This is a genomic window from Oceanobacillus zhaokaii, from assembly GCF_003352005.1.
GTDB classification, from domain to species: domain Bacteria; phylum Bacillota; class Bacilli; order Bacillales; family Amphibacillaceae; genus Oceanobacillus; species Oceanobacillus zhaokaii.
The window spans coordinates 1,189,811-1,203,330 of record NZ_CP024848.1 but is presented as its reverse complement, the minus strand read 5'-3'; the positions used below and the strand labels follow the sequence as shown (position 1 = coordinate 1,203,330).

The 13,520-nt window shown below is 38.0% G+C and carries 11 protein-coding genes and 1 riboswitch; of the genes, 6 read left to right on the top strand and 5 right to left on the bottom strand.

The window, feature by feature from the left end; genetic code table 11:
- The first annotated feature begins 182 nt into the window (after nucleotides 1-182).
- Nucleotides 183-1,664: an alkaline phosphatase family protein gene (locus tag CUC15_RS06095; RefSeq protein ID WP_114915806.1), complete on the top strand. Its 1,482-nt coding sequence runs from the start codon at nucleotides 183-185 to the stop codon at nucleotides 1,662-1,664.
- Between the two features lie 290 nt (nucleotides 1,665-1,954).
- Here the strand turns inward: CUC15_RS06095 and CUC15_RS06090 are convergent, their stop codons facing one another.
- The 3 genes from CUC15_RS06090 to CUC15_RS06080 form a co-directional block, all read right to left on the bottom strand.
- Nucleotides 1,955-2,095 carry a YrzI family small protein gene (locus CUC15_RS06090; RefSeq protein ID WP_114915805.1) on the bottom strand — a complete coding sequence of 47 codons (141 nt, stop codon included), beginning with the start codon at nucleotides 2,093-2,095 and terminating at the stop codon, nucleotides 1,955-1,957.
- Between the two features lie 425 nt (nucleotides 2,096-2,520).
- Nucleotides 2,521-3,258: an SDR family NAD(P)-dependent oxidoreductase gene (locus CUC15_RS06085; RefSeq protein ID WP_114915804.1), complete on the bottom strand. Its 738-nt coding sequence runs from the start codon at nucleotides 3,256-3,258 to the stop codon at nucleotides 2,521-2,523.
- Between the two features lie 147 nt (nucleotides 3,259-3,405).
- On the bottom strand, nucleotides 3,406-4,065 hold the full coding sequence (locus CUC15_RS06080; protein WP_114915803.1) for a DUF429 domain-containing protein: 660 nt from the start codon (nucleotides 4,063-4,065) through the stop codon (nucleotides 3,406-3,408).
- Nucleotides 4,066-4,482: 417 nt separating this feature from the next.
- Between CUC15_RS06080 and CUC15_RS06075 the strand changes: the two genes are divergently transcribed.
- From CUC15_RS06075 to CUC15_RS06065, 3 genes are all read left to right on the top strand, one after another.
- Nucleotides 4,483-5,655 carry an MFS transporter gene (locus CUC15_RS06075; RefSeq protein WP_114915802.1) on the top strand — a complete coding sequence of 391 codons (1,173 nt, stop codon included), beginning with the start codon at nucleotides 4,483-4,485 and terminating at the stop codon, nucleotides 5,653-5,655.
- A gap of 17 nt (nucleotides 5,656-5,672) precedes the next feature.
- Nucleotides 5,673-6,008, top strand: coding sequence for a hypothetical protein (locus CUC15_RS06070; protein WP_114915801.1), 336 nt, complete (start codon nucleotides 5,673-5,675; stop codon nucleotides 6,006-6,008).
- 207 nt (nucleotides 6,009-6,215) lie between these two features.
- Nucleotides 6,216-6,413 (top strand): ChaB family protein, encoded by a 198-nt coding sequence (locus CUC15_RS06065; protein ID WP_114915800.1) that lies wholly within the window; start codon nucleotides 6,216-6,218, stop codon nucleotides 6,411-6,413.
- 525 nt (nucleotides 6,414-6,938) lie between these two features.
- On the opposite strand, the gene CUC15_RS06060 is transcribed toward CUC15_RS06065, so the two are convergent.
- Nucleotides 6,939-8,312 (bottom strand): LLM class flavin-dependent oxidoreductase, encoded by a 1,374-nt coding sequence (locus CUC15_RS06060; protein ID WP_114915799.1) that lies wholly within the window; start codon nucleotides 8,310-8,312, stop codon nucleotides 6,939-6,941.
- Nucleotides 8,313-8,729: 417 nt separating this feature from the next.
- Nucleotides 8,730-10,043, bottom strand: coding sequence for an MFS transporter (locus tag CUC15_RS06055; RefSeq protein ID WP_162800278.1), 1,314 nt, complete (start codon nucleotides 10,041-10,043; stop codon nucleotides 8,730-8,732).
- Between the two features lie 412 nt (nucleotides 10,044-10,455).
- Nucleotides 10,456-10,573: riboswitch (SAM riboswitch) on the bottom strand.
- 760 nt (nucleotides 10,574-11,333) lie between these two features.
- On the opposite strand from CUC15_RS06055, the gene CUC15_RS06045 reads away from it, so the two are divergent.
- Together CUC15_RS06045 and CUC15_RS06040 are read left to right on the top strand one after the other, a co-directional pair.
- Nucleotides 11,334-12,155 carry an STAS domain-containing protein gene (locus CUC15_RS06045; protein WP_341457192.1) on the top strand — a complete coding sequence of 274 codons (822 nt, stop codon included), beginning with the start codon at nucleotides 11,334-11,336 and terminating at the stop codon, nucleotides 12,153-12,155.
- A 454-nt stretch (nucleotides 12,156-12,609) separates the two neighbouring features.
- A complete protein-coding gene (locus tag CUC15_RS06040) occupies nucleotides 12,610-13,515 on the top strand; it encodes an endonuclease I family protein (protein ID WP_114915797.1) in 906 nt (301 codons plus the stop codon).
- The last annotated feature ends 5 nt before the right edge of the window (nucleotides 13,516-13,520 follow it).

Sequence of the window (13,520 nt, the reverse complement as noted above, 5' to 3'; positions counted from 1 at the left end):
AGCAAACGGGACGGAATATAAAGTTTGATTTGCTCGGTTACCATCGATTTCATGCTTCTCTACCTTGTCCTAAAGAGATGGGAGTTATTAATTATATATGAAAAATTCACTTCTACAGGAAAAAAATCAAAAGATAAAATAGTGTATTTTCTAAAAGTAAATGGTAGTGAGGATGAAGCAATATGAAGCAAGACCCACAAACGCTAAAACCAGTAATTTTGCTAAACATTGATTCTTTGATGCCCGAACCGTTAGAAATTGCCATCCAAACTGGAAAAGCTCCTGCCTTAGAATTTCTAATGGAAAACGGCACTTATATTCCCAATATGGTCAGTTCATTTCCGACAATGTCTGTCACCATTGATAGCACTCTCTTGACAGGTACATATGCTGATGAACACCATGTTCCAGGCCTAACTTGGTTCGATAATTCCAGAATGGAGATTATTAACTACGGGACTGGTTTTCGTGAAACGTTTAGGTTAGGAATGCGTCGTACCGCCCATAACATGCTTTACCGACTGAATAATGAGCATTTAAGTAGTGAGGTTTCTACAATTTATGAAGATTTGGCCAAGAAGGGAATTCCTTCCGCTTCTATTAATTCTTTTGTCTATCGCGGAAATACCCCTCAGCGGTTACAAGTACCTAGATTACTCCGTACAATGACCCAATTCAAGGACGGTGAATGGACAACCAACGCTACGTCTATTTTCTCTTTAGGTCTCTTTTCTAAATTACGACCCTGGGGGTTCACAACGCAAATAGCAGCTGGAAATTATAAATTTACAGCCCGGGAGCTCAGATATCTAATACGTAAGGACAAACTTCCAGGATTTACATTCTGCATATTTCAAGATATGGACACCCGCCTTCATTTCAAGGGTCCGAAAGATTTAAAAGGAATTACAAAAATTGACCGAGAAATCCAAAAAGCGTTGAATATGTATCCAAGCTGGGAAGAAGCTCTCAACCGGAATGTATGGATGGTAATGGGAGATAACGGCCATTCTCCAACCGGTGCCAACTACCGGAAATTTATTATTGATTTACGTAAAATACTAAAAAAATATCGCATATCCAAACTTGAGCGCCGCGTACACAAAAATGACCAGCTTGTCCTATGCGTAAACCAGCGTATGGCTTATATTTACATATTGGATAAGAACCTGCCACTATCTGTTATTGCAGAACGTCTAAAGAGTGATCGACGAATCGATATCATTGCCTGGAAGGATAATAACCTTATAAACATTACATCTGGCATGAGACAAGGAATATTGCGTTTCTGTCCAACTGGCAAGTACAAGGATGAATATAACCAAACATGGAGTATAGAGGGAAATATCGAACTTCTGGATTTGCATGTAAAAAATGAAAAAGAGTTATCTTACGGGAATTATCCAGATGCGTTAGCTAGGATTTATAGTGCATTACATTCCCATTCGGGTCGTTTCATTGTAGTTAACGCTAAACCAGGTTGTGATTTTAAAGCCCAATCCACACCATTCCACCTTAGAGGGGCAGCACACGGTTCATTACACAAACAAGAAACACTTGTACCATTATTGATTGCAGGAACTACCGCAAGACCAACATTCCCACGTATTGCCGATATGAAAGAATTTATACTTCGGTTATGCTCCGAACAACGTGGTGAGTAGGGGTTGACTAGGGACAAGTATAAATAACTAAGAAACCGAGCTATTTTTCTCATGTGAAGGTAGCTCGGTTTTTAAAGTTATTTGTGCAAAACAACTACTGAAGTATCACCCATCCTCAGGTAGGACGGGGTTATGCTTATCAGAGGCTTTTATATTAACTTTAATGCCACTCTATATTATTTCTGCTGCCGGTCAGGTTGTGTCTTTCTCCACCCATAAAACTGCATGCCGTCCTTGTAATATATAAATCATTTTCATTCCCACCTTTCATGTTTTTTAAAGTAATAAAGTTAATAGGGACGCATATAATTAGCTGCTCTTTCTCGGTGTTCTTCATAGATTTTTTCAACATTTTCATTATGAATTGCTTCCTCAGGAGATATCACACGCTTGGTAATAGTTATCGTGAAAAAGATGATGTTGATCGTCATTCCATATCACCTCCTTAAATTGCCCAAGAAACAGAAAAAACCGCAGAGAGACTCCCCCCTGCGGTAAAAAAAGGCACAAAAATACCACAGGGACACGCTTCTCCCTGCAGTATGGGTATGCTTAATTTAAATAAAAAAACTTAAGCGATCCATTCCGATCTGGTCGAATGCGTGACTTTCAATTTTTCTGAAGTTGTAGCTACTTGTGAATTCAATCTAACGAATACCATCATTTCATTCGACCTCCTTAAGAGTTTTTTAATTTACCTGGCAATTATATCCGAATTTCAACTGTTTGTAAACATCTTTTGCATAATTTTCTAAATTATCTTTCGACATAAAGCAACATTCGTATTTCAGTACTTTTTTCAACTAAAAAGAATCCATCCTGAATAAAATTCAAAATGGATTCCTTTCATTATTTATTATTGTGCTGTATATCCACCATCAACGATTATGAAGTTACCAGTCATGAAAGAAGAATCATCACTAGCCATAAACAACACAGCTTTTGCAATTTCTTCAGCTTTACCTAGACGTTTCATTGGTGTTGCGTTTGTCAGGAATTCTCTATCTGTTTCACCTAAGATTGGTGTTTCGATAAACCCTGGACATAGTGCATTTACACGGATATTGCGTTCTGCATACTCTAAACCTAGAGAACGTGTTAAGTTAATAACACCAGCTTTTGCTGCGTTGTATGCTGCGCTGCCAGGTGATCCAACCCAACCGTACATTGAAGCTGTATTAACAATAACACCGCCGCCAGTTTTCAAGAATTCTTTAATTGCAGCTTGTGCAACTAAGAATACACCATCTAAGTCAACTTCAACGGTTTTTCTCCATTCCGAATATGTTAATTCTTCAGTAGGTTTTACAGCACCGATACCAGCATTGTTAAATAGAATATCGACTTTACCGAATGCCGATAATGCTGTATCGTAAATATTTTTAACATCTTCCTCATTCGTAACATCAGCTTTTACGAAAACAACTTCTGCACCTTCAGATTTTAACTCCGCTTCAAAAGCAGTACCTTTTTCTTTATTAAAATCCGCTAAAACTAATTTTGCGCCTTCAGCAGCGAATAAACGTGCTGTTGCTGCACCAATACCAGATACTCCACCAGTTATAACAGCTACTTTATCTTGTAATTTACCCATTATTAATCCTCCTTGTTAAATATATAATCCCACCATCTATATGAAAATATTACCTTGAAGAAGGTGATCCAAACATTAATAATTTTTTACGTTTGATAGCCCCAATATTTTTCCTGTCATTATTACTTTAAAATCCATATTCCTCCGTTAGCAGCAATAATCATAAGGATGTAAAGGCGGTTTAGCAGGAAATATCCATTTTGGTGTATATTTAGTGTCCCGCCAATGCCAGGCGCCTAATGCTGCTGCACAGGCATCTATTGAATGACTTTGATTAGCAACTGTCTCTGGAATTCCGATAAGCTGTTGTTGCTCTAGCCAATTTAGGAGAACCTTTCTTACTTCCAAGTCTTGTTTATATGCCAAAACATGACCCATTTCTACCTGAGACAATCTTGAACCGATCACTGCGCCCGGATGCACCTCCACGATGGAAACTGGGTGTATTGATGCTAGTGTTGATATTTCTCTGCTGAGTTTGATACCTCTTAATGTTAAATAAACCATTCGATTTAAAGTAGGAGGCATGATTGATCCGGATTTCATTCCGATTTGGACAATATACTTTCTCAACGCACGATCCGATTCCCTGTCCCCTCCCCCGTCCTCATAAGACAAAGGAGCGTCGATGCCGATTACGACTTCATCTATTTCAGATTGTCCTGAGACCTCTTTTAAAATAGCTTCATCACTAATATTACTCATACTCTTAACAAATCTCAGTCTGCCATTTTGTAATTCGAATACCGCAAGCACTGTATCTTTATGGTTACTCGGTCCAGATAAATCAATTCCTATTACTCTCATCCAATCCATCCTTTTAATAAAAACTACCAATTCTCAAAAGCAAAAAGTATGCTGCTTGCGAATAAAATCTTCCATATCCATCCGTAGCTCTACTATAGTTAACGATATAATTTAACCAATACTTTATCAAGAGTTATCCTTGTCTAAACTAATATGGAATCAACATGAATTGAATTGCCTCTATCACACCGCTTGAGATTTCCTAATTCGTTCAGCCTTTTGTGAAACTTTCCTCCAGCACAAACTCAAGATGCACCTCGTGATATAAATCAACTTTCAGGGACTGCAACTCTTTTCTGCACTTTTTTTAAGTACTGATGGATTGATAAGTAATTGTATTTATATGTTGAATATTCTTCCGTAAAATGCTCGTCTATTTTTTCATTTGGAGCATACAATGTTTTCGAGGTGGAAAAATTGAGAGAAGCAACGGCAGACAAATTACACATTTTTATCATGATGTTTTTAATCAGTCTGATCATGAGTATTCAGGCACCGATTTTCACTCCTTATGCTGCAATGATCGGAGCGTCCAGTATATTGATTGGAATTATGCTTAGTGTCGCTCAACTCGCTAATCTAATAGGAAATTTAATTGCAGGCCCACTTGTTGACAGGTTTGGGAAGCGATTATTTATTACTTTCCCATTGCTTGTATCGGGTAGTTTGTTTATTTTTCATGGCTTAGTGGCTAACACTGCAGAATTATTACTACTGCGGGCATTAAATGGATTTTCATTAGCCTTTTTGATTCCAGCAGCAATGGCACTACTTTCAGGATATGCAGAAAATAGCCGGCAGCAGGGAAAAAACATGGCTGTGAACGGGATGCTTGCTACAATCGCGAGTATTATTGCCCCACTGATTGGTGGAAAGCTTGGTGTTATGGTTGGATACGCCAATTCTTATTTTGTTATTGGGGCAGCACTGATTATAACGTCTATTTATACGATGTTTTTTCTAAAAGATAGACAAGCAGTCACTGTAAATAGAAGAAATCAGTCATTGGGCCTTATTCAGGTTTTGACAAATCCGGGTTTGCATGTTGTATTTCTGACAGGCTTTGCCGTGATGTACATTCATGGTGTGATCATCTATGAAATTCCTTATTTATCAGTCGAAAAGGGACTATCTACCGTCACAACAGGGAAATTGTTCAGTTTTATGGCTATTGGAACATTCTTTTCCTTATCGCTGTTTTTTATTAATCGCTTTGCTCCTGTGAAAAGGCTAATTTTCGGTTTATTTGGAATGTGTATGACTCTGTTTGCACTTATAAATGAGTGGACTGCAGCCTTATCACTTTTGTTATTTTTAATGGGGTTCTTTTTTGGGGTGATAATGCCAGCAATGGCGACAGCAGTAACAGATGCTGTTGCAAGGGAAGGACATGGCCGTGCATTTGGAGTCATGTCGGCGGTCTATTCATTGGGAATGATTTTCAGTTCATTTGTAACCGGGCTAATTCGCGAGATTATTTCTCCATATTTTATTGCCTTTTTAATAGGTATGCTGGTTCTGTCATTTGTCGGCTATATGAAATTACGTCTACCGCGATCTGCACATACAAAAGTTACTACTTTACGGTAAAAGAGGAAGGGATGACGATGAAGAAGATACTTTGTTTCATTGGAATTATTGTCGTATTGGGATTTACGGCATATTTAGAATCTCCTGAAGACAGCTATCTTGGATTTAGATCAAGCTTTACAAATGAAACGAATGAAGAGGCAGAGGAAGTAGGTGCGGAAGTAGATGAAGTCGAACAATTCGAAAGCTATTCATCCATAGAATATGAAAAAGAGGGAACCAAAATTGAAGATGGATATAGAGTGGAATCATACCGTCAATATAATATTACGAAGGATGAAGAAGGTAATGTTGTAAAAAAAGTACCAACAGATAATTATAATTATTTAAGATATAAAATAGAAGTGGAATAAGCAATGGCTGCAACTTTCTAAAGAGTTCAGCCATTTTTTCTTTTTAGCTTTTTTCCATATATGTCTAGATTTTTTTACACTTCCAAATATATTTATTATGACTATCCAACTGCCTGATATGAGAAAGAATTTCCTTACATAATTTTGGTTTATCATGATTTAGAATAGGGAAATCATTAGTAAAAGGTTAATAAAGGAGACAAGACTATGCCGTATAATACGTTAAGTGATCTTCCAGAATCAGTAAGAGATAACTTACAGCATCACGCACAAGAAATTTTCAAAGAAGCATTCAATTCAGCAAGTGATGAATATGACAAAGAAGAAACTGCTTTTAAAGTTGCCTGGAGCGCCGTAAAACAAAAGTACAAAAAAAATAACAATGGCAATTGGATAAAAAAATAATCGTTTTATACAGATAGTTGGTTGATATTGTTTTACCAATTGAGATTGCTATTGAGGAAAATCAAATACCTCTAGTTGGAAAGATTGTTGTTGAAAAAACTGAATATGAAATGATTCTAGCACAATACAAATGGAATGGAGAAAAGACAAAGATAAATCATCTCCCCAACTCAATGCATTCATTTAGCTTGACTTTAGTAGGTTCCTCGTTCCACTCACTAAGATAAAATGTTGTATTGGGATTAAAAGGAGTAATTTCTACTTGGCTTCTTCATAAACTTCACGTTTTGCTGTATCCAACGCTGTTTCAATTACCTTCTCTATGCCCTCCCAACCTGAACACTCCAGGTTTACCACCTTCTTTAGACGGGAATCCCACCCGCTATATGTTACGACCTAAGCTCGGCCGCTCTGTCAGGTACTCCTATAAAAAAGCTAGACCAGATATTGTTTCATCCAGTCTAGCTATTAACATTTTTTTCGACTAAATTCTGGGTGTGACAGACATCGAAAACTAATAGGCACCTAAACTAAGTTTTTAGGAGCAAAAGCACCTCTATATTCTGAGGCTGGGTGACGTTTATTTAAACGATCCTCTCCAAAAAGCTTATTTCTGAAAGTAGTTTGTTCTTCATCTGGATTACGAGCTAATCCACGCTGGCGGAGCACAGGCAACACGTGATCAATGAATTCTTCATACGAACCTGGAATCGTTGCACTAATAACATTAATTCCATCAACTCCCGCCTTCTGCCACTGTTCAAGTTGGTCAGCAATTGATTCTGGAGTTCCCACCACTCTAATCGTTCGAACATGGTATCTCGCTAAATCTTCTACTGTAGGAGTTCGTTTTGGTGTATTTTGCTTCACCCAATTAAAGAAAGTACTCATTCCCTGTGAATCCACATCATCAAGAGGTGTATCCAAGCTAACATTGCCTAAATCAATCCCTGCACCACCTGCCATATGTGCAACCATCATTTCCAAATCTACCTTATTTTCGAGTTCGATTGCTTTACGCTGGGCTTCTTCTTCAGTTTCCCCTATGACAAAAGATAAACCTTGATAAAACTGAAGGTCCTTTCCATCTCTTCCATGTTGAATTGCTATGCGCCGCGTTTCTTCAATCTGCTTACGAGCAATTTCCGGATTCGGTGCTTTGATAAAAACACCTTCAGCATTTCGAGCCGCAAAGTCGCGTCCAGTCGGTGATGATCCAGCCTGGAAAAGTACCGGCGTCCGTTGCGGTGTTGGTGCAACAAGGTGAGGTCCCTCTACTTTATAGCGCTCACCAACGTGATTTATTTTATGCACTTTATCTGAATCAGCATAGATTCCACTTTCTTTATCTTTCAAAAGTGCTCCTTCATCCCATGAGCCTTCCCAGAGCTTATATAACACATCTACATATTCATCCAACCATTTGTAGCGTTCATCGTGCGGAACCATACCCTCATAGCCGAAGTTTCGAAAGGCATTATCCAAAAATCCTGTCGTCATGTTCCATGCAATCCTGCCTTTTGAGATATGATCAAGCGTCGATACACGACGTGCAAAGTTAAACGGATGTTCTTGTAGTGGAGAAGCCGTAAAAGCTAATCCGAGATTCTTTGTGTTAACAGCCAAAGCAGATAATAGCACCATTGGATCATTGCTCGGTATTTGCAATCCTTTTTCGACATGATATTTCCATCCACCACGATGGTTACCATATAATCCAACCACATCTGCGAAAAAAATAGCATCAAAGCCACCTTCGTCGAGTCGCTTAGCCAAAGAAATCCAGAGATCTATATCATTGAAATCCCTCTGACCACCCTCGTCCTCGCGCCACAATCCATGTAAATTGTGATTGGCTGTATTCATAAGAAATGCAGAAAATGAAAGGGGTTTAGTCATAACTTACTCATCTCCTTCGAAATAATATATCATCCATACAAAGTACTGCTCATAATAAAATAGTCATTAATTACTCTATACCCTAGCTTAGAATTTGAAGATATATTTGTATTGTTACGTCATTCTATCTCATATGTGCATTCTCCTTTAAGTCATTGCTACCAATACTTAGTAAAATTCTGCATCTTTAAAGACGAATTTCCACAATATTGAACGATAAGCCCCCTTTCAATTTTAGATTCAATCAAATGTGATATTACTAGAGTTACATGAGTTAATAACGATGCAAAGCTAGAAGGATAAAGGATTACTTTGTATTGAATCTGATAGAGACTACAATGTGATGATTCCTTAAATAAATCCAAAAATCTAACGTTTTCTATCATGAATTACATGAAGTGATCGGCACATTCGTCGTCAAGCAGGATTCGTTTTCAAATCGTCCGCCTTGGTTATACGCGCTATCCCAATCGCGCATATGCAGGCAACTACGTTGACAAGCGCTACAAAGATAGGTGGAGTAAGGGCCCCGATGTTGGATAATGAAGAGAACAACACTGGGTACAGGGCACCTCCTATAGCGACAGGAACGTTGTAAGCAATAGCCCCCGAAGTAAAGCGAAGTGCCGCGGGAAAAACATCGACTACGGTAAATGGAGCTATTGCGTAATGGAACCCTACGATCAAACCGAGTAATACGATACCAAAAATCATACCTCCAGGGACAGTAAACAACCAATAGGCAAAAACAACGAATGCAGCGAAAACAGCACAGCTTGCAATGCGAAACGCTGGTATGTAATCAGGGTTTCGACCAATAATCCAGGCGAAGATAGGTACAGACACTCCAAATATGAGCCCCGTAACTCCCATCGTGAGACTCGCTTGTGTCGAGGCGAATCCACTTACATTCACAAGGTATATTGGCATATATAAAAGCACCATCACGCCCGCAGCATTGTACCCTAAGACATATATTGTTGTAAGAATTAAGCGTTTAGGGTCATATTTCAAACTATCCTTAAAAGGTGAAGCTGAGATTTCTCCCTTTTCCTGTATTTTTTTGAATACGGGTGATTCGTCTAATCCATTGCGGATAAAGAGCGCAATAAGCCCGAGTGGTGCAGCTGAAATAAATAATAGTCGCCATCCCCATTGATTAAACGCCTCATCACCTAACCATACTCCCAACCCGTAGGCAGCAAACGCCGCAGCTGGATAGCATAAGCAAGTGCCTAATTGAATCAAACCCATTAAAAAGACTTTATTGTTTCTATTAGAATACTCATAAACATAGGCCGCGGCGCCGACAAATTCTCCGCCAGCAGATATCCCTTGTACAGCCCGGCACGCCATCAAAATAATTGGAGCGCCGATTCCAATGGCGGCATATGAGGGGATTAGTCCAATACAAAGCGTCCCAGTTGCCATCATGGCGATTGTTAATACAAGGAGTTTCTTACGACCGATCCTGTCGCCAATAGCTCCCATAATTACACCGCTTATTGGACGCAAGAGATATGTGAATCCAAAGGCAAGCAACGAATAAATAATAGCGAGATCCCCAGCCTCCGAGAATAACACCATTGCTATACCAATTGCTGCATAAGAATAGATTGCTAAATCATACCATTCGATAAAGTTGCCAATCGCACCAGATATCACTACTTTTCTAATTGTTTTCTGATCAGGAGTGGTGGTGGTTAATGATGCCAGTTCAGCTTGTTCCATTTTCATCCCTCTTTCGAAAATAATTGAGCTTTGCAACACGCTCTTTCATACTCGATACTTCATGGTAAAATACCTTGAGGTTCCTAAATGTTCTGGTTTTTTTGCTACAGATAGGTCCTCTATTGTAGCCTTGTGTTTAAAATAAATAAGTTTTTAAATGGATAGGGTACTAATTTACATTTTTTTGCATTTAAGTTTATGCATCTCTGATACCTCCTACTTATTATTCATATTTTCCCTATCATATAACTCGGATAAAAGGCGTGCAGATGTATGGTTTTTACTACGAAGATGACTATGGATATAAATGATTGGACAATGACTTTAGACGTTCCGGCTATTGCCAAGTCCTAATATTCCAAAAAAACCCCTTCCACTAAGGAAGAGGTTTTATAAACAGAGTCTACACCCTCCCTTATCTTCCAAGCTAAAATGCTTGCTGGACTTAGCACCTTATCACTGAAATACAATCTGAGTGATGGTTGCTGCAGGATCGACGGACCAGATTCCTCCCCTGCTCTTAATAAGGAAATATTCAATTTTTTAAGATTATTATCATCCTACTGTATTATAATAATACTGTCAAGTGTTAATTTTTTTTGTTAAATAGAAGTGACTAACCCTCCCTCCACAAACTCCTGATACTTTCTCCATTACATCCCCCAAATAATAGTCTAATACAATGTTCATATTTAATAGTGGTCCACTGTTAGTATGAAAGATAATATCTGTAACTGCTCCACCTGTAACCTTCTGCTTTAGCTACTAACCCAGCTTCCACAGGATTTAGATGAATATAACGGCTCACTTCGAGCGTTCCCGATTTTGAGTCAATGATTTTATCAGGAAGAACCAACGTAATACCCCCTCTTTATATAGTCGGAAATACTCTATCGTAAGTTTCTTGTTCAACTAAACTGCTCCTTTAGTTAAAAAAGACCGTCGTATAGACGATCTACTTATTGTGTTAAAGCACCAGATAGTTTAAGTACAATATTTCAAAGTTTTCTCCCTAGAAATTGATAGTCTTTGGGATGGTAATAAATCAGTAAAAGGTTTGAGGTTATGGTTCTAAATATCAGGTTTGTAAAAAGTATTCCTTTGATGAAGAATGGCTATTTTAGTAATTTTTTATTTTTATGCTCACAGAGAAGCAACTAAAGTTCATAGTAAAATTAAGTGTTTGTGATAATTGGAGCTAGAGGAAATTTTTATATTAATATAGAATGTTAACTATATACATTTTTTAGTTTACAATTCGATAAAAATTCACAAAAGGAGGAACTTAATGTGACAGCCAGAATCGGTATTGACAATTATATTAAGAATAACAGAGAGGAATTTCAGTCGATGCTTTTATCAGAGGCAGGGAATGTTGCCACGAAGATTAATACTATTTTAGAAGCCGGAAATATTGACCTTTTGAAAAATGCAGAAACGATCGCCCTCTTTGCTGTGGGAAATAAGCGAGATGAACTCGTTGCTTTTGCAGAAGTAGAAGGAATTTCTTGGGCGAAGCATTCATTAACCTTGGCGTTAAAATTAGAATGGATACATGCAATTAGACGTACTTTATGGAGTCTCTTACGTGAATATCATCCATTAAACAGTAGTTCTAAATCCGTTGCAGAATTTTACGAACTGGAACAGAAAATTAATGATGGGATTGATGGATTTTTAAACACCTTTTTTATTAGCTATTCTAACTATAAAGATGAATTAATTTTAAATCAAAGGAAATTAGTTGAACATTTAACCGTTCCAATCATACCAGTCAGCTCTTCTATAGCGGTATTGCCGATGATTGGTATACTTGATACATATCGGATGGATATATTAAAAGAAAAAGTATTAAAAGAAATATCAAGGTTAGGGATTCAAACATTAATTATTGACCTTTCCGGAATATCCGACATGGACGAATATACTGTTTCTAATTTTCAAAAAGTGTTAATTGGAGTAAAGATGATGGGATCAAAATCTACCCTAACGGGATTAAGACCTCAACTTGCAAAAAAAATGCTTTACTTAGGAATAAACATTGAGATAAATACAGAAATAAAAGGAACTTTACAACAAGCCTTAAATGAATATTTTGAAGTAAACTCGTAGTCATCTAAAATAATTTAACACTTTTTCTTGAAAAGGCTAATAATTAAGTCTTACTTTTCCCTTGATTTTATAAAATCAATGGGTCTTTTTTTATCTTTATTGAACTAACCTGCCCCGTTACTTTAAGTACAATATTTCACAAAGTTAACTTACCATATATTAGTAAAAATTAGCTTCTACTTTGTAATTATAATATAAAAAGCCCTCTAAATTCAGACGACTTTTATTTGCCATTTTAACGGTCAATTTTAAAATACATCTCAAAACGAAACTCTTTCTTCTGCTAGAGAGTGAATTTCCGAATTACTGACTCAAGATAAGATTAATGTCAGGACCTTTCGTTCACAAGGCTCCCAATCCAAGACTAACCTCCCATCTTTTCAATTCAAGAAGGAATCCCGCCTCGCAACCTTGAAATAACCTAGTGTAACACATTATCTAAGGAGGATGACAGATGATTTTATCAGCCGAACAATCAGAGAAGCTGCTTCCCGTATCAATGGAACCTGAGCGTATTCAACAAATCCTTTCAGAAACAGCGAACGCAAAGGCCCTTATCCAGCTGGATCAAAACGCCTATTATGATGTAGAAAAGGACGCACAGATCATCTCCCAGTACTACCAAAATATTAATTTTATGCAGTCAGATATCCTGGACTCTATCCGTCAGCTGCTGGAAGCAAGCCATACAAATCCTATCCGTTACGATCCATCTGAGTATGTGTATCCTTGGGTCGACCTCCAGCCAGATGGCAGCTTAAAAAGCATTTACTCCGGAAAAATTAGACAACCCGAAAATGTCATTAAAGAAGATGCGAATACTACACGGAAACGAAAGGAAGCAGCAGAAGAATTCCAAGCTTCCGTGCAAAACGATGAACAACGTCTCGCACAAATTGAATCGAACTTTAAATATAATTGTGAGCATGTCGTACCACAGTCCTGGTTCAATGAGAGGGAGCCAATGCGCGGGGATATTCACCATTTATTCACGTGTGATCCAGCCTGCAACTCGATGCGGAGCAACTTCCCATACCATGATTTCAGCGACTACAATCCAGAACTGATTTCCGTCCAGAGTATAAAGGAATCCTGCGGCAAGTCATTGAATGAACAGTTTGAACCAGAATACGGAAAAGGTGCTGTTGCCCGAGCCATGCTCTATTTTTTACTAAGATATCCTGATGAAATTGAAGCTTCGCATAAAAAGGAAATCGATGTATCCCTGCTCCTGCAATGGCATGAAGATTTTCCACCCGGCATTTATGAGAAGCATCGCAATCTCGCTATCTATGAAATCCAGGGCAATCGCAATCCATGGATCGATTATCCGGTTAATCTGATGCGTATTTTTCAATAAAATGA